This is a genomic window from Staphylococcus sp. NAM3COL9 (assembly GCF_001431205.1).
Lineage (GTDB): Bacteria > Bacillota > Bacilli > Staphylococcales > Staphylococcaceae > Staphylococcus.
Genome location: NZ_LGPC01000016.1, coordinates 260,164 through 286,018 on the forward strand (window position 1 = coordinate 260,164; position 25,855 = coordinate 286,018).

Below are 25,855 nucleotides of genomic sequence, written 5' to 3' on the forward strand. Positions count from 1 at the left end.
AATTATGCATAAAAATTGGGGAGCAAAAGATTTGAACCTACCACAATACTATAATAATAGAGAACTCAGTTGGTTAGATTTTAACTATCGCGTATTACAAGAAGCAAGTGATAAAAACAATCCATTGCTTGAACAACTTAATTTTGTTTCGATATTTAGTTCAAATTTAGATGAGTTCTTTATGGTACGCGTAGCTGGGTTACAAGACCAAGTCAAAATGGGTTATGACAAACCTGAAAATAAAGCCCAATTAACACCAAAACAACAACTTAATCAAATCAATATCAAAAACAAACAAAATGTCGACTTACAATATAGACGTTATAACGAATTGTTAGAAGATTTACGTCAGCATAAAGTTGAAATTGTTCAACCGGTTGAATTACCTGAATCGTTATTATCTCAATTACATTCAGAATTCAAAACCGGTATATTACCCACGTTAACTCCATTAGGTATAGATGCCTATCATCCTTTCCCAAAACTAAATAATAAAAGTCTGAATATCTTTGTTGATATAGATACTGAAGATGCAATTAACTCTGCAATTGTTCAAATACCTTCCTTAATACCAAGGTTTTATTCATTAAATAAAGGTGATATACAATACATAATTATGGTAGAAGACATCATTACTCATTTTATCAATGATTTATTTAGTGGATATGAAGTACTAAACACTTTTACGTTTAGAATTACTAGAAATGCGGATTTGACTATACATGAAGACGGTGCGGAAGACCTACTCATTGAAATTGAAAGGTTTTTAAAGGAACGTAAACGGGGCACTGCTGTACGTTTAGAAGTAGATGGGCGATTCGCTACATATGAAGATATTGTGTGGATTATGAACCAAGTAGAAGTACATGATGAGGAGGTTTATTTTTTAGACGGCCCGTTAGATTTAACAATGCTATCTAATTTAGTTGATCACTTATCTAATAAATTGAAACACTTAAAATATAAAAAGTACATGCCACAGATGCCACAATCTTTAGGTAATCATAATGTGTTTGATTTGTCGTTAGAAAAAGATATATTCTTCCATCATCCTTTCGAATCGTTTGAACCTATAGTCGACTTCATACGTGAAGCCGCTGAAGATTCAGATACAATTGCTATTAAACAAACGCTTTATCGTGTAAGTAAAGATTCTCCTATTATTAATAGCTTGAAAACAGCTGCTGAGAATGGCAAACAAGTTACCGTGCTAGTTGAGTTAAAGGCACGTTTTGATGAAGAAAATAATGTGCATTGGGCAAGAATGTTAGAAGATGCTGGCTGTCACGTTATATATGGTATGACCCATTTAAAAACGCATAGTAAAATTGCACTTGTAGTCAAACGTATCAATAATAAACTCACTTCTTTTATTCATTTAGGAACTGGAAACTATAATGATAAAACTGCTAAATTATATACAGATATGGGACTAATTACTACTAACGATGCAATTGCTGAGGATGCACTAAACTTTTTCAATTATCTTAGTGGTTATTCAGTCAAACCTGTTTACAATAAACTCATCGTGGCACCATTTGATATTAGAGATGTCTTCTTAGCTCGTATAGACAATGAAATTCAAACACATCACAAACACGGTAACGGTAAGATTATAATGAAGATGAACTCTTTAACAGATAAAGATATTATTCTTAAATTATTTGAAGCTTCTTGCGCTGGTGTCAAAGTTCAACTTATTATTCGTGGTATTTGCTGTCTCAAACCAGGTATTCCCGGTATTAGTGAAAATATAGAAGTCGTAAGTATTGTGGGTCGCTTTTTAGAACATTCACGTATTTACTATTTTCACAATAATGGAGATGAAAAAATTTATTTATCTTCTGCAGATGCCATGACACGTAACATGATTAAACGTGTAGAAATCTTATTTCCTGTTGAAGACAAAGTAATTGCCAAACGTTTATTAGATTATATGAACCTTCAGTTATCTGATAATCAAAAAGGACGTTTTCAAGACTCACACGGACGCTATCATTACATCAAAAATAACTTATCACCATTAAACTCTCAAGCCTATTTGATGACGGAAGCGGTGAATTATGGTCAACAACTTCAAGATGAAGTATCCCAACCCCAACCTCAAGTTGTATCAGCCAACCCACCTCAAGGTTGGTTCTCTAAAATACGTAGCACCTTCAAAAAATAATCCATCACATTATATAAAGCGCTGAATACTTCGTTTAAAAAGTGCGCATTCAGCGTTATTTATTATACAATAGCACCTTCCCTTATATATTAATAATGCTTCCATACATAATTATAAAGTTTAGACATCACCCACTTGTGTATCGGTGCTTGTGATAATAAATATACTAGCCAAGGCAATGCGGGTTCATAATGATTTAAACCAATAACACATCTATAACTCGTTACTGACGTTCTAAATTCGAGCATTCCATCTTTTTCTCCTTTTTTACTTACTAGTAAACCACCTGTTACTTTTAAAATAAAATTGGTTGGTGAGCTGTATGCTTTTTCCATTTTTATTAATGGATATGGAAAAAACTTCAAGTTAATTTCAAAGCGTCGTTCTGTTTGTTTAATTCTAATCCATCCTAAACTACATTCTTTTAAATATTGTTCATACATGTCAACAAGTTGTATTGCGTTAATTTCTTTTGTAAGTAACATATGTTGGAATGAATAGACTTTTTTATATTTATTTTGCATACGTCTCGAACATTTACCTACCCTATTTATAACTTTAGATCCTGACATATCGATTACTTTGACGTTTTGCGAATCAAATATATTCTTGAATTGATTATTATACTTTTTTTTCACGTTCAATATATGAATTCTCTTATCACTACATGTAGGTAATACGTGTAATATATTTTCAATAGCCCACACATGCATACTATACAAATACCCTTGTAAATATGCGTTGGGAAGCGCTGCTTTATTGGTTATATATATAATATGATGCATTTGTTTTAATGTGCGTTGCAATTCATGAGTTTGGAATACATTTGTTGCCACAAAAACACTATTCAAATGTGCAATATTATTATTTGTATAAACTTTATGATGCTTTTGTAATTTTTTAATTAATTGATTACCTAAATGACAATTCGCACCAAATATAAACACTTTCATTGTTATCGCTCCTATTTACACTCTAGTTGGTAATTAATTAGATATTTTAAAAATGATGTATCAAATGATATCATTCGTTTCATTCGCATTTTAACACACTATTTTTGCTATAATTAATAAATGAAAGATTTCGTATTATAGGAGGATTTTTATGCTTGAATTAGAAAAATTAAAACATAGCTTCCCTTTGATTAATAATATGCAACAATATAAACCTATCTTTTGGGAAAATCCCAAATTTCGTCAAGTTGAACCATTACCTTTTTCAATAGAGGATATGGAAGATGCAGCATCACGTCTCGAACGATTTAGTAGTTATATACGCAAAGTATTTCCCGAAACAGAGAAAGATCATGGGTTAATTGAATCACCATTAAAGCCCATACCCTTGATGCACAATCACCTTTCTCAAACGGAACAATATGGAGCTAACGGGAATTTATGGCTTAAATGCGATAGTCATCTTGCTATCTCAGGTTCTATCAAGGCTCGAGGCGGTATTTATGAAGTCCTTAAGCTGGCTGAAACGATAGCAATGGAGCATGGTGATCTCAAATTGACAGATGATTATCGTATTCTAGAGGGACCACATTATAAAGAATTATTCAGTAAATATAATGTTTCAGTTGGCTCAACTGGCAACTTAGGTTTAAGTATAGGTATCATGAGTGCCAAACTTGGTTTCAGCGTTACTGTACACATGTCCAGTGATGCCCGTCAATGGAAAAAAGATTTACTACGTACTCGTGGTGTAGAGGTCGTGGAACATCAATCTGACTACCAATTTGCTGTTGCAGAGGGTAGAAAAAGTGCAGAACATGATGCATCTTGTCACTTTGTTGATGATGAAGGCTCCGCTGATTTATTCCTAGGTTATACCGTAGCTGCATTGCGCCTAAGAACACAATTAGATAGTCAAAATATTCAAGTAGATGCTGACCACCCACTTTTCGTTTATTTGCCATGTGGCGTTGGTGGCGGCCCTGGCGGTGTTGCTTTTGGATTAAAAACAGTCTTTGGTGAGCACGTTTATTGTATTTTTGCCGAACCGACACATGCACCTTGTATGTTACTAGGAATGATGACGCAATTGCACGATGAAATTTCAGTGACTGATATTGGATTAGACGGACGTACCGATGCAGATGGACTTGCTGTGTCACGCCCTTCTCGTTTAGTGGGTCAAATCATGAACTCACTTTTATATGGCGCATTTACAATTGATGATAAGCAAATGTATCGATACTTATATATGTTAAGCGAGAAAGAAGATATCTTTATCGAACCATCTGCCGCTTCAGGTTTTGCTGGCATTGCTACAGCTACAAAACACGCTAAAAACAAAGGTATTCGTATTGAAAATGCCAACCACATCGTGTGGGCTACAGGTGGAAACATGGTACCAAAAGAAGAAATGATGAAATATGTCGCCTATGGTCAAAGTTTAATTTAATATGTTTAATTAAAAATAGCTGATTGTTATTTAGTCAGCTTATTGAGAACGGTAATATGAAATCATAGTTTAATTTCATATTACCGTTCCTTTTTAGTAACTTTCTCACATTTCTTTAAGTAAGAAACTTTTAGTTATATAATTTAAATAAAATCCTATTTTCTGAATATTTATTGAATTTAGAAAATAACTATGTTAAAGTATTCTTTATCAATTCACTTTAGTTCGGTAGAGTAACAAAGTAAAAAATAAAGGATGGTCATATCATGAATACAACGACACTTATTAATAACAAAGAATTTGAATTAGCATTTTTAAAACATTTTAAACAAGCTGGATTCAAACTCGTAGATTTTAGTTTTATCGAATCACTGTCATGGCAAACACTTACTACAGACGATTTGCAGCAAATGACTGAGCGCAGTTTCTGGCAACATGACCATCATATCTTTGCATTACGAAATGATTTTACCGATCAATTATTACGTTATTACAGTAATTATCCACCACAATATCAAAGTGTCGCGTACACCGGCCCTATTGTTCGTGATAATGAAGTCTATACTCAATTAGGTATCGAACATTATAATCCAACAATTACAGATATGCAAAATGACTTCACCACTTTTTATGACTATATCAAAGCAACATTAAATGATGATATTGATTTTGTAATTTTAGGACATTATCAACTGATAGATTTACTTCTATCACCTAAAGAACAAACCCAAGATGTATTGAAACTCATACAAGAACGCAATATTTCAGAACTTACATCTCAATTAGGTATAGCTCATCCCGTTGTTCAATTGCTCACTACTAAGACAACAGAACAACTTGATTTATTAAGTCAGTTATTCCCACATGACCATCGAACAATACAAGCATTACTTCGATGGGAACAGTGGTTTAAATCTCAAGATATTACTAATATTCACTTAGATATCACGCCACAACCGCCACGTTCTTATTACAAAGGTGCTTTTATGAGATGTCATCTTAAAAATAATAAATCACAACAACTTACAGGTGGTTTTTACAAAGGTGAGTTAGAAGGCTTTGGACTTGGATTTATACTTTAATTAAAAGGGAGAGAACATCATGCTTACTGTAGCTTTAGCAAAAGGAAGATTATTAAAAAGCTTCATTGCTTATTTGAATGAGGTGAATGAACAAGAACTTGTACGAGCATTGGAACAAAGAGAGCGTCAGTTACTCATCTCTGTAGGAGGAATACAATTTGTTTTAGTTAAAGGAAGCGATGTACCTATTTATGTGGAACAAGGCGTTGCAGATGTAGGTATCGTAGGTAGTGATATCTTAGAAGAAGGTAATTACACAATCAATAATTTACTTGATTTACCTTTTGGTGCTTGTCACTTTGCATTAGCGGCTAAACCAGATACAACAACTTTTACGAAGGTTGCTACCTCATATACTAAAACGGCCAGAAAATATTTTGAAGCCCAAGGATTAGACGTAGAATTAGTAAAACTCTCTGGTTCTATCGAGTTGGCATGTTTAGTCGATATGGTAGATGGCATTGTAGATATCGTTCAAACAGGTACAACTTTAAAATCGAATGGCTTAGTTGAAAAAGATACTATTAAAAATATTAATGCTAAATTAATTACAAATAAACAATCTTATTTTAAAAAATCAACTGAGATAGATGATTTTATACAAACATTGGAGGTGTCTCTCATTGATTATAAATAAAACTACATTTTTAAAGGACTATTTAAATCAAGCCGCATTAAACGAAGCTTTATATCCTCTAGTTAAGGATATTTGTGACAAGGTAAAGCTTCAAGGTGACCAAGCTTTAAAAACTTATAACCAACAACTTGATCAAGTAGAGACATCAGAACTTGAAATTCCTTATGAAGCTTTAGAAACTGCCTATAATCGCATTGATAATGCATTACGTGATGCACTTCAACAAAGTCACACACGTATCAAAGCTTATCAAACTTCTATTAAATCTACGGAACAACAAGGGTCTAATGAATGTTATGAAATGTATCATCCATTAGAACGTGTCGGCGTATACGTACCAGGTGGTAAAGCAAGCTATCCTTCTACTGTGTTAATGACTGTCACATTAGCTAAGGTAGCTGGAGTTAAAAATATTTTTGTTGTCACACCACCGCAAACTCAAGGATTACCTGATATTGTTTTAGCAGCTTGCTATATAGCAGGTGTCGATAGAGTATTTCAGGTTGGTGGCGCACAAAGCATCGCAGCTCTTGCTTATGGTACAGAAACAATACCTAAAGTAGATAAAATTGTAGGCCCAGGCAATCAGTATGTTGCCTATGCAAAAAAATATCTCTTTGGTCAAGTAGGTATCGATCAAATTGCTGGTCCAAGTGAAATCGCCCTAATTATAGATGAGACGGCTGATTTAGATGCTGTAACTTATGACGTATTTGCTCAAGCAGAGCACGATGAGCTTGCGAGAACGTTTGTGATTAGTGAAAATAAAGACTTATTACAACAACTCGAACAAAAAATCCAACAAACTTTAAGCCAAATTGAACGTCAACCTATCGTTCAAGCAAGCTTAGCAAACAATCATTTTTTAATTTCAGTAGATAACTTTAATGAAGCATGTGATTTAATGAATCAAATCGCGCCAGAACATGCATCAATTCAAACAGCTTCACCACGTAATTACCTAAATCATGTGCGTTATGTAGGTGCGCTATTCTTAGGACATTATTCTCCAGAAGTTATAGGTGATTATGTAGCGGGACCGAGTCATGTATTACCGACCAATCAAACTGCAAGATTTACCAATGGTTTATCCGTTAATGATTTTTTAACACGTCATTCTGTGATTGATCTATCTGAGTCTACCTTTGAAAAAATTGAAGGTTCTGCACGTAAGCTTGCTCATATTGAACAACTTTATAACCATGAACAATCTATAGAAATGAGATCATCAAAGGAGCCACGTAATGATTAGAATTAACAAAAATGAAAGTCCACTCCGTCCATTATCCGATTCACAATTGGCAACGATTATTCAAGAAGCACCATTTAATTTCTATCCAGATGACGAATATGAGCGTTTTAAAGCGGCTTATGCAAATTATTATAACCTTTCAGCTAAACAAATTATTGCAGGTAATGGTTCTGATGAATTAATTCAAAAATTAATGCTGATTATGCCAGAAGGTCCAGTACTTACATTGAATCCAGATTTTTTTATGTATCAAGCCTATGCCTATCAAGTTAATCGTCCAATTGAATTTGTGAATGCTGAGTCAGATTTATCCTTCGATTTGGAGTGTATTTTGCAACGTATAGACGAAATTCAGCCTGCGTTCTTTATCATGAGTAATCCACATAATCCATCAGGCAAGCAATATAGCCTGACGTTCTTAAAAGCAATTGGGGATAAGATGGAAACATTAGGTGGCTATTTCATCATAGATGAGGCTTATTTAGATTTTGGTAATACTTATCAAATAGAGATGCAACCGCACATTTTACAAATGCGTACACTTTCAAAAGCCTTTGGTATTGCTGGATTAAGACTAGGCATGCTCATCAGTACGCCCGAAACAATTCAAAAAATTAAAAGCATTGAACACCCTTACCCATTAAATACAATTACATTGCATATTGCTTTATATATGTTTGAACATACAGAAATGCTTAACAATTTTATAAATCATCAAAGACAACTTGCTATGAAATTACGCAATATGTTTAATGAATTAGTATCAGATATCATGGTCGTATTTCCTTCCTCGACTAACTTTGTTTTAACAAAGGGAACTGCAGCACAAAGTTTAGGCGCATTTATTAAAACGCACGGTTTCCTTCCTAGAGTCTATGACGAAAACGAAATGGCTGATTATGTTCGTTATTCTATAGCTACAGATGAACAGTTAGATGAATTAGAAGCAATCATTAAAAATTGGAGGTCTCAATATGATTTATCAAAAATCACGTAATACTGCCGAAACACAATTAAATATTTCACTCGCAGATGATCATCGTGCAAGTAAGATTGATACTGGTGTGGGTTTTCTAGATCATATGCTTACCCTCTTTACTTTTCACAGCAAATTGTCAATTACAATAGAAGCAAACGGTGATACGGAAGTCGATGATCACCACGTAACTGAAGACATTGGTATCGTACTAGGTCAATTATTACTAGAATTAGTTAAAGAACGCAAAAGCTTTCAACGGTACGGTGTAAGCTATATTCCTATGGATGAAACACTTGCAAGATCAGTTGTAGATATCAGTGGTCGTCCGTATTTATCATTTAATGCAGCTTTGAGTAAAGAAAAAGTCGGTACATTTGATACTGAACTAGTAGATGAATTCTTTCGCGCATTGGTGATTAACGCACGATTAACAACACATATTGATTTATTACGTGGCGGCAATACACATCACGAAATTGAAGGCATTTTTAAATCATTTGCACGTGCCCTAAAAGAAGCATTAGCAAGTAATGATTCAGAAGGTATACCCTCTTCTAAGGGTGTGATCGAATGATTGCTATCATAGATTACGGTCTAGGAAATATTAAAAATGTACAACGTGCGGTGGAACATTTGGGCTATGAAACGATACTGACAGATAAGCAAAGTGAAATAGAAGCTGCAGATATCATCATATTACCTGGTGTTGGTCATTTTAAAGACGCAATGCAAGCAATTCAATCACGTGGTTTAGCAACTGTGTTACAGTCAGTTACAGACAAACCGATTATAGGTATCTGCCTTGGCATGCAACTCTTATATAATTGGAGTGCAGAAGGAAATGTCGAAGGTTTAAAACTTTTCCCAGGAAATATTGTTCCAATCCAAACACCCTATCCTGTGCCACATTTAGGCTGGAATAATTTAATTAGCAACCACCCTCAATTAGCACAAGATGTATATTTCGTACATTCATATCAAGCTGAAATGTCTGAACATGTCGTGGCTTTCGCTGAATACGGTAATCCAATTCCAGCAATTGTTCAATATAAACACTATATCGGCATTCAATTTCATCCAGAAAAAAGTGGAGCCGATGGATTAACTATACTCAACCAATCATTGAAAGGCGGTTTCTTATTATGATTAAACTTTGGCCAGCAATTGATTTAATCAATGCTACAAGTGTGCGACTAACTGAAGGTAAATATGATTCAGAAGAAAAAATGCCCCGTAGCGCTGAAGAAAGCATCCAATTTTATAACCAGTTTAACTATGTTGATCGTATTCACATTGTCGATTTAATCGGCGCAAAACAGCAATCATCTATTGAAAGAAATTATATAAAAGCGTTAAGACAACTTACTAACAAACCAATGGAAGTTGGCGGCGGTATTAGAAGTATCGACACAATAGAAGCTTATTTCGATGATGGTATTGACTATTGTATTGTTGGTACGAAAGGTATTCAAGATTTAACATGGTTAGAACAAATGGCAAATCAGTATCCACATCGTATATATATCTCTGTTGATGCTTATCGTCGTGAAGTAAAAATCAATGGTTGGGAACAAGACGCTCAACTAGATCTATTTGATTTAGTTAACAAAATGGAACGCTTCCCACTTGGTGGAATTATCTATACAGATATTTCTAAAGATGGCCGTCTTGAAGGACCTAACTTTGAAATAACAGGACAATTAGTCGAAGCATCTGACAAACAAATTATTGCTTCAGGTGGTATACGAAACCAACAAGACTTAACACAATTAGAATCACTAGGCGTCTATGCTGCTATCGTCGGTAAAGCAGCACATAATGCTGATTTTTGGGAGGGGTTATCATGATTAAAAAGAGAATCATCCCCTGTTTAGATGTAAAAGATGGTCGCGTAGTTAAAGGTATTCAATTTAAAGGGTTACGCGATATTGGTAATCCAGTAGACTATGCACTTTATTACAATGACCAAGGTGCAGATGAGCTAGTCTTTTTAGATATTTCCCGAACAGAAGCAGGTCACGATCTCGTGCTTGATGTCATTGAGGAAACTGCCGAAAAATTATTTATACCCCTTACTGTAGGTGGCGGTATTGCTAATTTAGATGATATATCACAATTACTTAATCATGGCGCAGACAAAGTTTCACTAAATTCAAGCGCACTTAAAAATCCAGAGTTCATTAAACAAGCGAGTGAAAAATTTGGAAGTCAGTGCATTTGTATCGCTATTGATAGCAATTATGATGATGCACTGAACGACTATTATTGCTATACGCATGGTGGTAAACAACGTACTGATAAACGTGTATATGATTGGGTACAAGAAGTAGAGACATTAGGCGCAGGTGAACTACTCATCACAAGCATGACACATGATGGTATGAAACAAGGCTTTGATGTGAAACATTTACATGAAATTGAACAGCTTGTTAATATTCCTGTCATCGCTTCAGGTGGTGGTGGAAAACCAGATCACTTTGTTGATTTATTTAAACAAACAGATGTCTCTGCAGGGCTCGCGGCAAGTATATTACACGATAAAGAAACTACTGTAGATGAAATAAAACAAACGATGGCACAAGGAGGTATTCCCATTAGATGACACAACAACCTAATTTTAGTAAAGGACTCTTACCAGCAATTTTGCAAGATGTTGATACAAAACAAGTGCTCATGCTTGGCTATATGAACGAAGCAGCATATAACAAAACATTAGCAGATGGCATTGTTTGTTTCTATTCTCGCTCTAAAGAACGTTTGTGGACCAAAGGTGAATCTTCTGGCAACACACAAGTAGTTAAAAATATTTATTTAGACTGTGATCAAGATACACTACTCATCGATGTTGTGCCAAATGGTCCAACTTGCCATACTGGTAGCCAAAGTTGCTTTAATACCGATGTTCCTTTTAATATCCAACAATTAGAACAAACTGTAACTTCAAGTGCACTATCCAATAAAGAGAACTCATATACACAATATTTATTAAATGAGGGTCTTGAAAAAATCACCAAAAAATTTGGCGAGGAATCGTTCGAAGTCGTTATTGGTGCGATGAAATCTGATCGTAATGAAGTGACAAATGAAACTGCAGATTTAATGTATCACCTATTCGTATTATTACATGCTTTAGATATTAAATTTGAAGACGTCGAATCTGTATTAGCCCAACGTCATCAGACCTCAAATAATTTCAAAGGCGAACGTAATGATATAGATAATTGGTAAAAACAACAATTGTTTTACTACGATGTTAATCTATTTTAATTTTGGTAACGTCGCAAGCTGATTGTCGTCAGTCGATTTTAAATTTCAAAAAAAGAGAGCGGTACAGAAATCAAATTTTGATTTCTGTACCGCTCTCTTTCACTTTATATTTCATCTATTTTCTAAAAGTTCTTTTTTAAAAAATCCTGCTTGTTTTTCTACTGAAATCAAATCAGCATAAATGGCTTCATCCATTGAATAATAGATCACATTGCCATTTTGTACAGCTTCGTTATTATGCCATATGTTCGATTTAACAAATTCATTCTTCAATTTACCACTGCCTTACTAATCACAAGATTTATAATCCGCTTAAAGTTCTAAACACATTAAGTCTTCATCATAGTAAACAGATCCATCGTAAAGTGCTTTCGGCTCAGTTCCATAGCGCTTAAATCCTAACTTTTCATATAAGCTAATTGCACGTTTGTTTTCACTAAGCACGCATAAGTTGATTGTTTTTACTGTATTTTGTTCAACCAGGCTATCAATGATTTGTTGAATCAGCTGCCGAGCTATACCTTGATGTCTATACTGTGGGTGACAATATACTGAAACTAAATTACCTTTATGCTTTATTTTTTCTAAAGTCTCACTATAAAACGTCGCAATACAAACCAGTGTTCCTTCATCAAAAGCCCCTATGGTAAAATAAGTAACTGAATTTTCTAATCTCACTTTAAATTTCCCAATCGGGAATTCACTTTCCCTATCATAAGTAGAAGCAAAGTCGTTAGGGTCTGTCTGGAGTGAGTTGAGTCTAAGTAATCGATACTGTGATGCATCAGCTTCACTTAAATATCTATAGTTCATTTAATCACGCCTTTCAGTCTATCGCTGCAAGTGTAATCATAGACCCCTAACTCAGCTTGACGTTAAGAGTCTGCACTTATATTATTCTATACTGGTCGTACAGTTACTTCGTTCACATTGACATGGCTCGGTTGTTGTAATGCATATATAGCTGCTTCTGCAATATCTTCAGGGTCTAATTTTTTACGTTCTCCCCAATCCGTTTCTCCACTTAAAGGCGTATCAACCATTCCTGGTGAAATACTAGTCGCCCTAACGCCTGTCTTAGCCAATTCTTTTTCTAAGCCTTGTGTTATCGCGTGTACAGCTGCTTTTGACGCACTATACAATGTGCTTTTTTTCGTTACTTCAAAGCCTGAGATTGAAGCTATGTTTATAATATGGCCACTTGATTGATTTAAAAACGATGGTAGCACTGCATTTATACCGTAAAGTGTCCCTTTAACATTCACATCAATCATTGCATCCCATGCTTCTACATCACCATCTGTAATTGCTGAAGACAGCATTTGACCTGCACTATTTATTAATATATCTACACGACCAAATTTGTCTTTTGCCGTTTGGACTAAACGCTCAACGTCCTGTTTGTCTGTAATATCCACTGCTAATGTCTCAACGTCTGCATTGCCCGCTGTTTGAATACGTTGAGCAGTATCATTTAAACGTGTTTCATTACGACCTGACAATACCACTTTCACTCCATGACTTGAAAGTAGTTGCGCAATACTTGCACCAATTCCACTACTTGCACCTGTAACAATTGCAACTTTATTTTTTAATTCAACCATTTATAACTTCCTCTCTTTATAATGTATGTAAATCCTTCCTTATATTTCAACATTGTATCATGCAGTTATAAGGAAAAATAAATAATTGAACTTTGCTTATCTTGTCAAATTACATATTTCGTTATAAGGTAGTTGTATATAATAAATATAAGTAGCAACATGATCGATGCTTAAAGGAGGATGGCTCATGAATTTTGAAGAACGGTTAGCTAAGTTACGTGAAACGATTGATAAAACAAGCTTTAATTTTCGATTTGAATCATTATTTGATAAAGAAGAATGGATTAATATGAACATACCACAGCGTAAACAACTAGAACGTGAGTTTCATAAATTTATAGAACAAAACGACCATTTACGCATACCTTACACTACCGAAGATCATATTCGTATGCGCTTGTATAATTTGGTTTATGATTACAATGAAATTAAAAATAACTTTAAGGCCTATATTTAATTCCATTATACTAAGATGCCTTTTCTTTTTGCACTTTATTTACAATAGCAAAAGCCTACACTACTAATTGAACAGTAGGTGTAGGCTTTTAAGCTTCTAACAGACGTACGGTAAATCATGAAAGTTAATACTGGGGAGAAAATCATGCTAGAAGTTGAACATTCCATTATTGCACAGTCATAACGAAATGTATTACTCAACTTCAAAATCACTCGATGCATACAGTGTATAAATCATTAACTAGCTACTTTTTTCGAAAGTCCATAGTTGTATAATTTCTCTGCATCAACGTAAGCTATATAATCAATACTTCTGTATCCATCTTTAATATCATTGATAATGCCTTGGTTTACACCGCTATGGGTGTAAATGTCGTAACTACTTTCATTTGAAAAAATAACTTCTTCAATTACTTTTCTCATTATAATCACTCCGTATTTTTACTTTCGCTAAGCTTTATCTATCTTCTACACTTTCATCATAATAGATAGCGATTTAAATTAGAAGCATTATGTGATTTTTTTCACAATATTATCACTTTTAATATTTTTCTGTTTATTAAAATTGCTTATTAATTGACTTCTCAAATTAATTGAAGTGATGCTTTCATTTTAATGTTGTTAAAAGTATCCACATATCATTATTTTTATAGAAATACATAAGCTATTAATTCCACATTACCTTTTCTCACAAACATATTTTTTATTAAAAAAATAACCTTTTTATTAAAAACCAACCTTAAACTGAGCAATTTGTGAAATTTATCACATTAAATCATGAAATAACATGGCATTTTTGCTTAGAGCGTGATAATTTTAATAGTGTATGAAAGCGCTTCATAATTTTTTACCTACACTTAGACTAACAATTCTTTAACTATTTATTCGTAATGTTTAAATACTTATAAAAAAATTATTTTTGAAAGGAGCATTTAATATGATTGAAACTTTATCACAATATCAACCTAGATTTAAGAAACTGATTTGCGTTGATTCAGATGGTTGTGCCATCGATTCAATGACAATTAAACACGAACGCGCTTTTGGCCCTGCTCTTGTAGATGAATGGCAACTTGATGATATCAAAGAAGATGTGTTACAACGTTGGAATGCTTTTAATTTATATGAAATCACAAGAGGTATCAATCGTTTTAAAGGTCTCGAAAAAATGTTGAGCGAACTTGTAGCAAAAGGATTAAACATTGAAGGTTATGAAGATATAAAGCGTTGGGTTCAAACCACAGCATCTTTTTCCAATCCTACTCTAGAGCAAGCAATTCAAACCTCTCCTAAAAATTTGGGTTTACAAAAAGCACTAGCCTGGTCGCACAAAGTAAATGATCACATCAAGACTTTACCTAGTATTGGTCCTTTTAACCATGTGCAACGTACGTTAAAAAATGCCTCAGCGTTTGCAGATATTGCAATCGTATCTTCCGCAAATTTATCCGCAGTTGCTTATGAATGGGAAACATATCACCTTACACCATATTTAAGTGGCATGTTTGCTCAAGAAGCTGGTACTAAAGAATACTGTTTAGAACAATTGAAACAATATTACAATACAGAAGACATTATCATGTTAGGTGATGCTAAAGGTGACATGGATGCTGCAAAATCACATGATATTTACTTCTATCCTATTTTAGCAGGACATGAAAATCAATCATGGTTAGATTTTGATAATAAATATTTAAAATTATTTAAAGAAGGTCGATTCAATCAAGACATTCAATCATCTTTAACTACAATATTTTATAATAATTTCGAAGGAGAGAACTAAACTTATGGTAAATGTAAATTTAAAAGCAACACCTTATAATTTAGATGATGAACAAATTTCATGGGTAGAACGCACATTGGGAAATTTATCAGATGAAGAAAAAATCGGACAGCTCTTTTTTAATTTATTTTCTTTAGAAGGCGGCAAAAAGTTTCACGATGCCGATATAACAAATAAAGAAGTCTTAGAACGTTTCCACATTGGTGGCGCACGATATGAGGGTGGCAGTAAAGAAGATGTTCAAAATTTACTCAATGATTTACAAAAATACGCAAAAGTTCCAGTATTAGTAGCCGCAAACTGTGATTCAGGTGGTAATGGGGCTTGTAAAGATGGTACCTATATCGCAAGTGCTGCACAATGTGAAGCGGCGCAAGACACAAAAGTTGCTTATAATGCCGGACTCGTATCAGCACGTGAAGCTTCAGCTTTAGGCGTACATATTAATTTCGATCCGTGTGTAGATATTTTACAAAATTGGCGAAATACAATAGTGAATACACGTGCATACGGTACAGATGCCAAAACAGTTATAAAATATTCTAGCGCTTTTATTGATGGTTTTAATTCTGAGCGTGACATGATAACTTGTATCAAACACTTTCCAGGAGATGGTACTGAGGAACGTGACCAACATCTCGTGCTTGGTGTGAATGAATTATCCACACAAGAATGGGATGATAGTTTCGGCAAAGTTTATCAACATCATATCGATCGTGGCGTTCAAATGATTATGGCAGGTCATATTGCGCAACCCGCTTATTCTAAAAAATTAAATCCAGCTTTGGATGATAAAGATATCTTACCCGCTACACTTGCACCCGAGTTAATTACAGGCTTGTTAAAAGAAGAATTAAACTTTAATGGATTAGTTGTTACTGATGCTAGCCATATGTTAGGCATGACCGCTGCAATGCGTCGTGAAGATTATGTACCGCAATCTATAGCTGCTGGCTGTGATATGTTCTTATTCTTCAATGATTTAGAAGAAGATTATCAATTTATGTTACAGGGTTATAAAAAAGGTATTATCACTGAGGAGCGTTTAAATGATGCAGTACGTCGTATTTTAGGACTAAAAGCTCAAATGAACTTGCATAAGCAACAAGTAGAGGACACGCTGATCCGCCCTCAAGAAGATTTAGCTATCATTGGTTGTGGTGAACATTTAGCAATGCGTACTGAAGCAGCTGACTTAGGCATCACTTTAGTTAAAAACACTTTAGACCAATTACCAATTCGACCTGAAACGCATAAAAATATTCAGTTATACATTATAGAAGGTGAAAAAGATGGTATCTATAAATCTGCAAATAATGTAGAAGAAGATATTATTCAAGCATTAGAATCACGTGGTTTCCATGTGACATTAAATGATGGTTCTACACGAGTTAAAGGTAAAACGTTAGACTATCGTAAAAAAGTGGATGCAGCACTTGTCTTTGCAAATATTATTGGCTACGCTGCCGAAAATAATTACCGCATTAAATGGGGCACTGCCATGAGTAATGAAATTCCTTGGTATGTACACGAAGTGCCAACAGTATTTGTCTCTTTAAACTTCACAACGCATTTGCACGATGCAACAATGGTCAAAGCTTATATTAATGCATATCATTCAAACCCAGAAACAATCAAGCAAACAATAGATAAAATCATGGGTGAAAGTGAATTTAAAGGTACTCATAACGACTTAGTTTGGACTGATAAATGGCAAGCAAAATTATAATAGTAAGTAAGTTTTAAATATGAGACTGTTGAAACATTTTTAAGAACATAAATACTTAACAACTAAAAGGGATTCTCCACTTATGGAAAATCCCTTTTTTTATCTATCATATATATAGTTATAAGTTTAAGATTTGATATAAACATATCGATTTCGTATAGGACTGATGCCTTAGGAAATAGTATAAGTTGTAAAATAAATAATATCTCATTCTTTATTGTTATTTTGGCAGTAGATGACTGAATTGAAATGCGCTTATACTAATCTTTTAAAGAACTACTACTTCATTTATGAAGACAAGTTGTTCTTACCGAAGAGCTTCAGCTCTTGTAATCCATTTTCTAATCATCTTTGCCAGGGTGAGACGACGAAATCTTATTAGAAAGATTAGATTTCTGTCCCGCTCCCATGCCCCAGTCAAGCATACACTTTCAAAATCGAAAATTTTAAATAGAAAATGATGTTTAATCTTTAATATGCATCTTAATTATGTTAATTTTTATATCCAAAATCAGGAATGTTGTCCCAACGTTTTTTGAAATAGTGCGCGACTGCTTTCGGTCTTCTCTCACGAGTGAAGATGCCTTTTTTATTTCCTTGGACTCTAATAATTCCACTAGATGTTTCAAAGTCAGCAAAGTTCCATGTTTGTTCACCTATAAACTGCGGATAGTTATCTATAACTACATGATTGGCTTCATAGTAACGGATTTGATATTCTTCCGTAAATAATTCATCATTAATCGCGTGCATGCCCGCTAATGTATCTGCACCGCATTCCGTAAACATAATTGGCTTACCAGGTTGTTTCTCCGTCCAACCATCTAATTCTGCTTTCAATGCTTCTTTAGCTGCTTCTAAATCACCAGACTGTGTATACCAATCGTAATAACGATTTAAGCACAGTACATCTACTAAATCTTGTACTTCACATGTATCTGGTTGTGAAGTGAGAATTGTCACAATCGTTACCGGACGTTGTTGTGGATCACATTCTCTGGCTAAGTTTACTAAAGGTTCAAAGTACGCTTTTGCACCTTTTTCAGTAGAAGCTGGTTCATTGGCGACAGACCACATCATTACACATGCATAGTTCTTATCACGTTCAATCAGATATTTAATCACCGCTTCATGCTTTTCTTTTGTACCAATTTCCTTAAATGTATCTCGTGTCGTAGTACCAGATAAAATAGCGCTAAAGTTTAGATGCACACCTACCGCGGTCGTCTCATCAATGATGACGATACCTTGTTCATCTGCTAAGCGCATCATTTCTTCTGAATACGGATAATGTAATGTTCTAAATGAGTTGGCACCAATCCATTTCATCAAATTGAAGTCTAATACGTTTGTAACTTCATTTGTAGTGACTTTATATTTTACATTAGCATGGCCTGCTAATACTTCTGGCACAATTTCAATATCTTGTATAAATACTTTAGGCGTCGTATATATTTTCACAGGTCTATACAAACCTGCATAATTAAAGAAGTCAAAGTTTGGTGAACTTTTCTTAACTATTTCACCATTTTTATCAATCGTTTCACTGTAATCACCAACAGGTAAAGTCGTTTCATCTAAAATATTATTCACGCAAACGGTTAAACGATGCTGACCAGAACCAAATTCCGAATGGATATCAACTTCAAATGGTAAGGAACCACCTTGACGTGTTGTTACTTCTTTACCATCAATATATACTGTTGCTTTATGTGTTGCAGAGCCAAATCTTAATACAATACGTTCACTTCTTAACATATTAGGTATTGTAAATGTTCTTTCATACCAAAAGTTACCAACGTGATTACGAATATCGGAAGTAATACCTTGGTCGTTATATGATTCTGGTACTGCCTAACTAAATCCGTATCTAATGATTATGTCACATCAATTTGATCGTCTACACCCTCTAACTTAAAATCCCAAATACCATTTAAATCAATGATGCTTCTATTTTCAGTTACAACTGGATACAACATGATTTAATTCCTCCCAAAAATTGTTCGATTATATTAATAACGTATTATAATTCTTCTCTAAGTGCCAATTCTTTAACAATTTGTTTATGTCTATGGTCAGTTAATGGATATGCAAAGAAGAACAATATTACTGCGATTAAACAAAGTGAAGCAGGTACAATAAAGAACAACACTTTTAATCCTGTCATTGTCTCAGCTGATTGAGCAGCTTGTGGTACATAACCGATGAGCGTTAAAGCTAGACCAGGTAAGAAACCAGCTAGCCCTTGTGATATTTTTCTAGTAAAGCTATAACTTGCATAAATAATACCTTCTGATCTAATACCTGATTGCCATTGACCATATTCTACAACGTCTGCAATAAATGCCCATGTCACTGTATTAGGAATAACTAAGAATAATTGTGCAATCGTATTAACAATTAAAAATAGCATCACATTATCTGAAAAGAACATGAAGTTAATAAATTGGAATACAATAAAACCTGAAACACCAATGATGGCAGTCATTTTCTTTCCTACTCTTTTACTTAAAAATGTAGTTAAGAACAACGCTGGTATTAATATAATAACGTTTAATGTACTTACTAAGCCGACTAAGTTAGCTTCACCTAGCACGTACTTAAAGTAATATAGTTGCGATGACTGTTGTAAGAATAATGCTGTAATCGTTAATAATGTATATAAAGCTAAAATGATAAATGGTCTATTTTTCAATAAATTTAAAAATGCTTTACGACCGATACCTTTTTCTTTTGGTCTTTCTACTGTATGACGTTCCTTAACGCCTCTGTAACACAATATATGGAATATAACACCAGCGACAGCAAGTATACCTACTACAACTGGATAACCCAATTCATGACTTGAGAATAGACCAACTAATGGAATGACTACAATACCAGAAATAAACATAGCCCCTTGTGAACCTAAGTTACGGAACACCGATAATTGCGTACGATCATCTGCATTAATTGTCATAGATGCTGATAATGAGCCGTATGGAATATTCACAAATGAATATGCTGCATTAAATAACAAGTATGTCCCAAATGCCCATATTATTTTCCCCGTTTGGCTAATATCTGGCGACATAAAGGTTAAAACTGTAAGTAGGGCGAGCGGTATCGTACCGTACAAAATAAAAGGCTTAAACTTGCCACGTTTAGCAAAGTTCCTTTGATTATCTACTAAAGTCCCCACTCCAGTATCTACAAAGGCATCAAAGAACTTCGCAACAAGAAATACAGCTCCCCCAACTACTGACGGTATGCCCAAAATATCTGTATAGAATAATAGTAAGTAAATTTGCCCCATATCAAACATTAAGCCATTGCCTAAATCTCCAAACCCATATGCAAGTTTTTCTTTGAATTTTAATCTTGGTGATTGAATTTCTTTAAAACTCTTTAACTTACTATTTGCCGGTTTTAATTTTGCTGTAACCATGCCGATAACCTCTTTCCACTATAGAAACGTACCTGACTGCACTTTTTTGTTTAATCGTTTCTTAGTATGTATTAATAATTGTTACAATCAATCGATAATAAGATACATAATAATGTAAGCGTTTTCTTATATCGTTAAAAATTTTTATCCCCATAAATTAAATTGTTTTTGAAATCGATAGTGACATATCCCTCACCCTTGTTTATAGGAATCTTACCTTTATTATATTTTTAAATACAGAACAGTCAACATTAAAATAACAACGTTGTTATAAAATGAATTTCACTTAATTAATGCATTGTAAGCATCGGCGATTCACAAACTCTGTAACTATAGCTTCTTTTTGACGTACAAACTCGGCTGTTTCTTTTGCTTTGTCTACAATACATTTTTTTAATATATGTTGTAAGCTTGTATGTTAAGCAATGATTTTACATCATAATTGTCATTTTATTAATATTTTTAATAATATATTCACTAAAAACGAAAGTATTAAAGTCATTTTCTAATTTTCTATACTTAATTATGTTAATAAAACTCTTTATGTTTCGTTCGATAATTTAATGGTGTTGTTCCGTATTGCTTTTTAAAACATTGTGTAAAGTAACTTTGTTCTTTGAAACCTACATAATTTGCAACTTCAGCGACGGTCATTTTAGTTCTCGCAATCAGGTCACGTCCCTTTTTAACTCTTGATTCAATAATGTATTGTGAGATAGATTTATGAATTTCCTTATTAAATATTTTGGACAAGTAACTCGGTGCCAAATCAACATATGAGGCGAGCTCATTTAATGACAATGCATTATCTAAGTTTCTTTCTATATATTGAATTACTTTACTTACTTTTGGACTATATGCATTCGCTTTTACCTTCATCGCTCTATCTGTATATGCTTTAACAATTGAATGGGTAATTTCATCTAAAGTTTCTATGTCCATCGTTTGATCTATCAATGCCGCATACTTTGCAGATATTTCATCAATATGAATCAAACTTACACCCGCTTTTTCTCCGGCCTTGCGGCATAACGTATTAATTAAATATGCCTTATATTGTTCGTTTGAAATATCATCTCTTACACGTCGTAAACCTGCCACTGATAAATTCATTGCATTTAGAATTGATAAAGCTTCATTAGCATTGCCATTCTCAACTGCAGTAAGTAGCTGATTCTCCATATTATAACGATACTCTATTTCTTTTAACGTATAATCCATTTGTGCTTTGGACTCTGCTAAATCTTCTTTATTTAAATGAAAACTAAAATCAATTTTCACAGTTTCATAAACGATATTTCTTTTTTTCAAGAACCGAATTGCTAAACGACACATTTTTTGTGCTTTAACTTGGTGACATAAAGGTATCGTCAGTAAATACTGCTTCAATATAGAAAGTTTAGATATTTTAATATCCAGGCCTTGGAGTATCTCATTACAACGACGTTCATTAGGCCGCTTCTCCATATATGGGCCGATAATATAAATTTGTTTGTACTTTTTAAATTTGAAAATTAAAAAGTTTACACCAAAACGATTTGTATAATTATAAATTTTATTGCTATGCATTTGTACAACAAAATGTTTCAATTCATTTTTGAACTGTTTGCGTGCAGTATTTGTAAACGGTGTCTTGATATGATTAATCACCCCATTCATATCACTCATATCATATCCTTCTAGCCGGATTCCCAATAATTGTAGCGCATGCATCTGTAAAATCTCTAGCGTTTCCTCATTCATAAAAAAAACACCCCATTCCTTATATTTTCATTATATCTAAAAATACTGGAAATGGGTTGTGAAATTTATATTAAATTTCTTTGGACTTATCAAATAATTCTATAAGCAGTTCATTTTTTATTATCAAAAAATTCATTGAAAATATTAATTCAAACGATATAAACGATTATTCACGCGCTTATTCATTTGAATTTTTCTTACCAAATTTGAGTTTAAATGGTGCATAGAATAATACAAATATAAGTACAAGACCTAAATAACCAATTAATGGATAGAAGATTGCTACTAAATCTGTAAAACCTACGAAACTCAAGCATAAACCGATGATAACTGTAACTGTATAGAAAAGTTTAAATCGTTTCGTATCTACCACCGTAAAACGTGTTGCAAATGCATAGAACATACCTAAACCAGTATTGAAAATCATACCGAAAATGACAAAAGCCATAACCACACCCAGTATAGGTGAAATGTGATTCACGATACCTAACATCGGCATCTCCATTTCGCCAACAATATCGATTTGTGTAAAGATAGCTAAATGACTGAGTACAATCATAACGCCTAGTGCAAGTCCACCAAACAAACCACCTAATGCAGCAACTTTTGTATTTTTCTCAGAACCACCCATAACAATTGCCATAGAAGCACCAACCGCTGTATTAAATGATGCATAGTTTACACCTGCTACAAACCAGTTGGGTAATGATGATGGTTTCGCATCTGACATAGTATTAAGCTGTGAAAACGATGTATCTATTGTCATAAAACTATAAACTGAGATTATTATAATGAATATAATTAAAAATGGAGTAACATTCCCAATAACTTTAACAACGCCTTCTACTTTCATCATACCCGCAAGTAAAATAAGTATCGTCATAAGGATAGTACCTACAATTGAAGGCAATCCAAATTGTTGATTAAGGTTTGATCCAGCTCCTGCAATCATAACGACACCTACACCAAAAAGTGTAAAGATAATGACTAAATCAATAATCCATCCTAAAATTTGACCGAATATAGATTTCCCTGTGATATTATGTATAACTTCTTTATGAGAATCTGTCTTAGATTTACTTCCTAACCAAACAAGCATCATACCCACATAAGCAAATAATGCTGTAGTAATGATAGCACCAAATGTCCCCATAATGCCAAAGCTCGTGAAGTATTGAAGTACTTCTTGCCCTGATGCAAATCCGGCACCTACAATGACACCGATAAATGCGCTTGCGATCAGTAATATTCTTTTCATAATTAAGCCCCCTATTTTACTTACTATAAATGAGTTGTGTAAATTTTCTATAGTTGTGTATTTGTGTAACATCAACAACTCCCATTTTAACCACTCAAAAAGGTTAAAATAGGCGTTTTGATACTATTGAAAATTTGATATTGATTCCATTTTATCATTTTAAAGCAATTTGATGTTGTTCTTCTCAATGCCATCTATATTTAAGTGATGTAAAATTACAACAAAAATTAAAAAAATCATAATAAATAAAATAAAAAGGTTTTAACTATTAAGGAACTCATTTATTAATAAAATATTTATTCATTAATTTAATTTAATTTTTTACTTCCTATTCGAAATGAAGAGTCTCTTTTTTCGCTATTTCAGCTATATTTTTTTATGAATTCACTTTTATATGAGCTTAATCATGATATGATTTTAGTTTAAAATGGCAGTTATTTGACCCGACTCTTGACTAGTTAATAAAGTACTAGCCAAAGACTACAGGCTGAATATGCACCGTGGAAAGCGTGCACAAAAAAATGCCAACAAAATCGTGAGACCTTGTCGACAAATTGTCTTTCTATTTTATACAAAAATATTAAGTATAAGTATGAAGATTAAACCAGATACTGAAATCACAGTTTCAAGTAATGACCACGTTAAGAAAGTCTCTTTAACAGTCAAACCGAAATATTCTTTGAACATCCAGAATCCTGCATCATTAACGTGAGATAAAATAACACTACCCGCACCTATTGCAAGAACAACGAGCGCAACGTTAACATCTGATACTTGTAATAATGGTAAGACTATACCTGTAGATGAGATTGCTGCTACTGTTGATGAACCTAATGCAATACGAAGTACTGCAGCAACAAGCCAGGCTAAGAATATCGGAGACATTTCTGTACCTTCAAACAATTTAGCAATCGTATCTCCAACGCCACCTTCAATTAACACTTCTTTAAAAGTACCGCCTCCACCAATAATTAAGATCATCATCCCAATTGGGTAAATCGCATTAGATACTGAATCCATAATTTCTGAATTTTTACGGCCTTGTTTAATACCCATAGAAAAAATTGCAAACAATACTGCAATAAGCATTGCTGTAGCTGCTGTACCGATAAAATAAACTACGGATTCGAAGCCATTTGTAGCTTCTTCATGACCTGTAATGAGTTGTACAATTGTTGAAATCAACATCAAGATAACTGGAGAAATAGCAGTTAATAAACTGATGCCAAATCCAGGCATTTCTTCTTCTGAAAAATCTTTTTGTGCACCTAAAGCTGATATATCACCTTCACGCGTATAAGCAGTTGGTGCGATTTTTTGTGCGATTTTATTAAACAATGGTCCGGCTATAATTGTAACTGGAATCGCAATAATCATACCGTAAAGTAATACGTGACCTAAGTTTGCTTGTAATTCTTTAGCAATAACTACTGGTCCTGGATGTGGTGGTAAAAATCCGTGCGTTACAGATAACGCCACAACCATTGGAAAACCTAATTTTAACTGTGAAACATTCGCACGTTTAGCAACTGTAAATACTAAAGGAATCAATAATACTAAACCTACTTCAAAGAATAAAGCAATCCCTACAATAAACGACGCTATAAGCATTGCCCATTGCACATGTTTTGGTCCGAACTTATCGATGAGTGTATCAGCAATGCGTGTTGCACCGCCACCATCTGAGAGTAGTTTCCCTAACATAGCACCTAACCCAAAGATCAATGCAATGTGTCCTAGTGTACTTCCCATACCATTTTCTACAGTTTCAATGATTTTATCTAATGGCATATCTAGTAAAATTGCTGTCACAATTGATGTGATAATTAATGAAATAAATGTGTTTAACTTCAAGAAAATAATAAGTGATAATAATACGATAATTCCTATTCCTACCGTAATCAATGGCCAAATTGTTTCAAACATCATCGTTCTCCCCTTTCAAATTAAAGATTGAATTAGAACTTAACAGACATGTAACTAACCAATCGTGATAACGCTTTCTTTAATAATTAAAATTTTAAAGAGTATGTGACAAGTTTTTCGTAACGTGAGTGTCGCT

The 25,855-nt window shown here is 33.7% G+C and carries 23 protein-coding genes and 1 pseudogene; 14 read left to right on the forward strand and 10 right to left on the reverse strand.

Features of this window, described 5'->3' with window-relative positions; genetic code table 11:
• The first annotated feature begins 4 nt into the window (after positions 1 to 4).
• Positions 5 to 2,170: an RNA degradosome polyphosphate kinase gene (locus ACA31_RS10945; RefSeq protein ID WP_057513353.1), complete on the forward strand. Its 2,166-nt coding sequence runs from the start codon at positions 5 to 7 to the stop codon at positions 2,168 to 2,170.
• 89 nt (positions 2,171 to 2,259) lie between these two features.
• Here ACA31_RS10945 and ACA31_RS10950 read toward each other — a convergent pair whose 3' ends face one another.
• The gene (locus ACA31_RS10950) at positions 2,260 to 3,123 is read right to left on the reverse strand and encodes a hypothetical protein (protein ID WP_057513354.1); all 864 of its coding nucleotides are present in this window, start codon (positions 3,121 to 3,123) and stop codon (positions 2,260 to 2,262) included.
• A gap of 151 nt (positions 3,124 to 3,274) precedes the next feature.
• Here ACA31_RS10950 and ACA31_RS10955 point away from each other — a divergent pair, with 151 nt between their 5' ends.
• The 10 genes from ACA31_RS10955 (at position 3,275) to hisIE (ending at position 11,754) form a co-directional block, all read left to right on the forward strand.
• Complete coding sequence (locus ACA31_RS10955; RefSeq protein WP_057513355.1) at positions 3,275 to 4,576, forward strand: D-serine ammonia-lyase; 1,302 nt, start codon at positions 3,275 to 3,277, stop codon at positions 4,574 to 4,576.
• Between the two features lie 266 nt (positions 4,577 to 4,842).
• On the forward strand, positions 4,843 to 5,658 hold the full coding sequence (locus ACA31_RS10960) for an ATP phosphoribosyltransferase regulatory subunit (protein WP_057513356.1): 816 nt from the start codon (positions 4,843 to 4,845) through the stop codon (positions 5,656 to 5,658).
• 19 nt (positions 5,659 to 5,677) lie between these two features.
• Positions 5,678 to 6,295 (forward strand): ATP phosphoribosyltransferase, encoded by a 618-nt coding sequence (gene hisG, locus ACA31_RS10965; RefSeq protein WP_057513357.1) that lies wholly within the window; start codon positions 5,678 to 5,680, stop codon positions 6,293 to 6,295.
• On the forward strand, positions 6,285 to 7,547 hold the full coding sequence (gene hisD, locus ACA31_RS10970) for a histidinol dehydrogenase (RefSeq protein ID WP_057513731.1): 1,263 nt from the start codon (positions 6,285 to 6,287) through the stop codon (positions 7,545 to 7,547). Before hisG ends, hisD begins: the two co-directional genes overlap by 11 nt.
• The gene (locus tag ACA31_RS10975; RefSeq protein WP_057513358.1) at positions 7,540 to 8,544 is read left to right on the forward strand and encodes a pyridoxal phosphate-dependent aminotransferase; all 1,005 of its coding nucleotides are present in this window, start codon (positions 7,540 to 7,542) and stop codon (positions 8,542 to 8,544) included. The genes hisD and ACA31_RS10975 overlap by 8 nt, the downstream gene beginning before the upstream one ends.
• On the forward strand, positions 8,522 to 9,100 hold the full coding sequence (hisB, locus tag ACA31_RS10980) for an imidazoleglycerol-phosphate dehydratase HisB (protein WP_057513359.1): 579 nt from the start codon (positions 8,522 to 8,524) through the stop codon (positions 9,098 to 9,100). The genes ACA31_RS10975 and hisB overlap by 23 nt, the downstream gene beginning before the upstream one ends.
• Positions 9,097 to 9,672 carry an imidazole glycerol phosphate synthase subunit HisH gene (hisH, locus tag ACA31_RS10985; protein ID WP_057513360.1) on the forward strand — a complete coding sequence of 192 codons (576 nt, stop codon included), beginning with the start codon at positions 9,097 to 9,099 and terminating at the stop codon, positions 9,670 to 9,672. The genes hisB and hisH overlap by 4 nt, the downstream gene beginning before the upstream one ends.
• A complete protein-coding gene (gene hisA, locus ACA31_RS10990; RefSeq protein ID WP_057513361.1) occupies positions 9,669 to 10,373 on the forward strand; it encodes a 1-(5-phosphoribosyl)-5-((5-phosphoribosylamino)methylideneamino)imidazole-4-carboxamide isomerase in 705 nt (234 codons plus the stop codon). Before hisH ends, hisA begins: the two co-directional genes overlap by 4 nt.
• Entirely contained in the window at positions 10,370 to 11,128 is a 759-nt protein-coding gene (gene hisF / locus ACA31_RS10995; RefSeq protein ID WP_057513362.1) for an imidazole glycerol phosphate synthase subunit HisF, read from the forward strand. The genes hisA and hisF overlap by 4 nt, the downstream gene beginning before the upstream one ends.
• Positions 11,125 to 11,754, forward strand: a complete 630-nt coding sequence (hisIE, locus tag ACA31_RS11000; protein WP_057513363.1) for a bifunctional phosphoribosyl-AMP cyclohydrolase/phosphoribosyl-ATP diphosphatase HisIE — start codon at positions 11,125 to 11,127, stop codon at positions 11,752 to 11,754. Before hisF ends, hisIE begins: the two co-directional genes overlap by 4 nt.
• 150 nt (positions 11,755 to 11,904) lie before the next feature.
• On the opposite strand, the gene ACA31_RS13315 is transcribed toward hisIE, so the two are convergent.
• From ACA31_RS13315 to ACA31_RS11010, 3 genes are all read right to left on the reverse strand, one after another.
• Positions 11,905 to 12,066 carry a hypothetical protein gene (locus ACA31_RS13315; protein ID WP_216634273.1) on the reverse strand — a complete coding sequence of 54 codons (162 nt, stop codon included), beginning with the start codon at positions 12,064 to 12,066 and terminating at the stop codon, positions 11,905 to 11,907.
• Positions 12,067 to 12,105: 39 nt separating this feature from the next.
• Entirely contained in the window at positions 12,106 to 12,606 is a 501-nt protein-coding gene (locus tag ACA31_RS11005; protein ID WP_057513364.1) for a GNAT family N-acetyltransferase, read from the reverse strand.
• A gap of 86 nt (positions 12,607 to 12,692) precedes the next feature.
• Entirely contained in the window at positions 12,693 to 13,397 is a 705-nt protein-coding gene (locus tag ACA31_RS11010; protein WP_057513365.1) for an SDR family oxidoreductase, read from the reverse strand.
• 187 nt (positions 13,398 to 13,584) lie between these two features.
• Between ACA31_RS11010 and ACA31_RS11015 the strand changes: the two genes are divergently transcribed.
• Complete coding sequence (locus tag ACA31_RS11015; protein ID WP_057513366.1) at positions 13,585 to 13,854, forward strand: DUF1413 domain-containing protein; 270 nt, start codon at positions 13,585 to 13,587, stop codon at positions 13,852 to 13,854.
• Between the two features lie 236 nt (positions 13,855 to 14,090).
• On the opposite strand, the gene ACA31_RS11020 is transcribed toward ACA31_RS11015, so the two are convergent.
• On the reverse strand, positions 14,091 to 14,276 hold the full coding sequence (locus ACA31_RS11020) for a hypothetical protein (RefSeq protein WP_057513367.1): 186 nt from the start codon (positions 14,274 to 14,276) through the stop codon (positions 14,091 to 14,093).
• Between the two features lie 514 nt (positions 14,277 to 14,790).
• On the opposite strand from ACA31_RS11020, the gene ACA31_RS11025 reads away from it, so the two are divergent.
• A complete protein-coding gene (locus ACA31_RS11025) occupies positions 14,791 to 15,636 on the forward strand; it encodes an HAD hydrolase-like protein (RefSeq protein ID WP_057513368.1) in 846 nt (281 codons plus the stop codon).
• Between the two features lie 4 nt (positions 15,637 to 15,640).
• Entirely contained in the window at positions 15,641 to 17,365 is a 1,725-nt protein-coding gene (locus ACA31_RS11030; RefSeq protein ID WP_057513369.1) for a glycoside hydrolase family 3 protein, read from the forward strand.
• 492 nt (positions 17,366 to 17,857) lie between these two features.
• Here ACA31_RS11030 and ACA31_RS11035 read toward each other — a convergent pair.
• The 5 genes and pseudogenes from ACA31_RS11035 to ACA31_RS11055 form a co-directional block, all read right to left on the reverse strand.
• Positions 17,858 to 19,198: pseudogene (locus tag ACA31_RS11035) on the reverse strand (glycoside hydrolase family 2 TIM barrel-domain containing protein); the annotation flags it as partial.
• Between the two features lie 190 nt (positions 19,199 to 19,388).
• Positions 19,389 to 20,792, reverse strand: coding sequence for an MFS transporter (locus ACA31_RS11040; protein ID WP_057513370.1), 1,404 nt, complete (start codon positions 20,790 to 20,792; stop codon positions 19,389 to 19,391).
• A gap of 528 nt (positions 20,793 to 21,320) precedes the next feature.
• Positions 21,321 to 22,535, reverse strand: a complete 1,215-nt coding sequence (locus tag ACA31_RS11045; protein ID WP_057513371.1) for a helix-turn-helix domain-containing protein — start codon at positions 22,533 to 22,535, stop codon at positions 21,321 to 21,323.
• Positions 22,536 to 22,713: 178 nt separating this feature from the next.
• Complete coding sequence (locus ACA31_RS11050) at positions 22,714 to 23,793, reverse strand: YkvI family membrane protein (protein WP_057513372.1); 1,080 nt, start codon at positions 23,791 to 23,793, stop codon at positions 22,714 to 22,716.
• A gap of 567 nt (positions 23,794 to 24,360) precedes the next feature.
• Positions 24,361 to 25,719 (reverse strand): gluconate:H+ symporter, encoded by a 1,359-nt coding sequence (locus ACA31_RS11055; protein WP_057513373.1) that lies wholly within the window; start codon positions 25,717 to 25,719, stop codon positions 24,361 to 24,363.
• Positions 25,720 to 25,855: the final 136 nt, after the last annotated feature.

What these genes read in the sequence shown, in the direction of transcription:
- hisIE (WP_057513363.1), top strand. Translation starts at nt 11,125, where the DNA reads ATGACACAACAACCTAATTTTAGTAAAGGACTCTTACCAGCAATTTTG.
- ACA31_RS10960 (WP_057513356.1), top strand. Translation starts at nt 4,843, where the DNA reads ATGAATACAACGACACTTATTAATAACAAAGAATTTGAATTAGCATTT.
- ACA31_RS11055 (WP_057513373.1), bottom strand. Translation starts at nt 25,719, where the DNA reads ATGTTTGAAACAATTTGGCCATTGATTACGGTAGGAATAGGAATTATC.
- ACA31_RS11010 (WP_057513365.1), bottom strand. Translation starts at nt 13,397, where the DNA reads ATGGTTGAATTAAAAAATAAAGTTGCAATTGTTACAGGTGCAAGTAGT.
- ACA31_RS11030 (WP_057513369.1), top strand. Translation starts at nt 15,641, where the DNA reads ATGGTAAATGTAAATTTAAAAGCAACACCTTATAATTTAGATGATGAA.
- ACA31_RS10975 (WP_057513358.1), top strand. Translation starts at nt 7,540, where the DNA reads ATGATTAGAATTAACAAAAATGAAAGTCCACTCCGTCCATTATCCGAT.
- ACA31_RS11005 (WP_057513364.1), bottom strand. Translation starts at nt 12,606, where the DNA reads ATGAACTATAGATATTTAAGTGAAGCTGATGCATCACAGTATCGATTA.
- hisA (WP_057513361.1), top strand. Translation starts at nt 9,669, where the DNA reads ATGATTAAACTTTGGCCAGCAATTGATTTAATCAATGCTACAAGTGTG.
- ACA31_RS11050 (WP_057513372.1), bottom strand. Translation starts at nt 23,793, where the DNA reads ATGAAAAGAATATTACTGATCGCAAGCGCATTTATCGGTGTCATTGTA.
- ACA31_RS11015 (WP_057513366.1), top strand. Translation starts at nt 13,585, where the DNA reads ATGAATTTTGAAGAACGGTTAGCTAAGTTACGTGAAACGATTGATAAA.
- hisB (WP_057513359.1), top strand. Translation starts at nt 8,522, where the DNA reads ATGATTTATCAAAAATCACGTAATACTGCCGAAACACAATTAAATATT.
- hisG (WP_057513357.1), top strand. Translation starts at nt 5,678, where the DNA reads ATGCTTACTGTAGCTTTAGCAAAAGGAAGATTATTAAAAAGCTTCATT.
- ACA31_RS11025 (WP_057513368.1), top strand. Translation starts at nt 14,791, where the DNA reads ATGATTGAAACTTTATCACAATATCAACCTAGATTTAAGAAACTGATT.
- hisH (WP_057513360.1), top strand. Translation starts at nt 9,097, where the DNA reads ATGATTGCTATCATAGATTACGGTCTAGGAAATATTAAAAATGTACAA.
- ACA31_RS10945 (WP_057513353.1), top strand. Translation starts at nt 5, where the DNA reads ATGCATAAAAATTGGGGAGCAAAAGATTTGAACCTACCACAATACTAT.
- ACA31_RS11040 (WP_057513370.1), bottom strand. Translation starts at nt 20,792, where the DNA reads ATGGTTACAGCAAAATTAAAACCGGCAAATAGTAAGTTAAAGAGTTTT.
- ACA31_RS10955 (WP_057513355.1), top strand. Translation starts at nt 3,275, where the DNA reads ATGCTTGAATTAGAAAAATTAAAACATAGCTTCCCTTTGATTAATAAT.
- hisF (WP_057513362.1), top strand. Translation starts at nt 10,370, where the DNA reads ATGATTAAAAAGAGAATCATCCCCTGTTTAGATGTAAAAGATGGTCGC.
- ACA31_RS11045 (WP_057513371.1), bottom strand. Translation starts at nt 22,535, where the DNA reads ATGAATGAGGAAACGCTAGAGATTTTACAGATGCATGCGCTACAATTA.
- ACA31_RS10950 (WP_057513354.1), bottom strand. Translation starts at nt 3,123, where the DNA reads ATGAAAGTGTTTATATTTGGTGCGAATTGTCATTTAGGTAATCAATTA.
- ACA31_RS11020 (WP_057513367.1), bottom strand. Translation starts at nt 14,276, where the DNA reads ATGAGAAAAGTAATTGAAGAAGTTATTTTTTCAAATGAAAGTAGTTAC.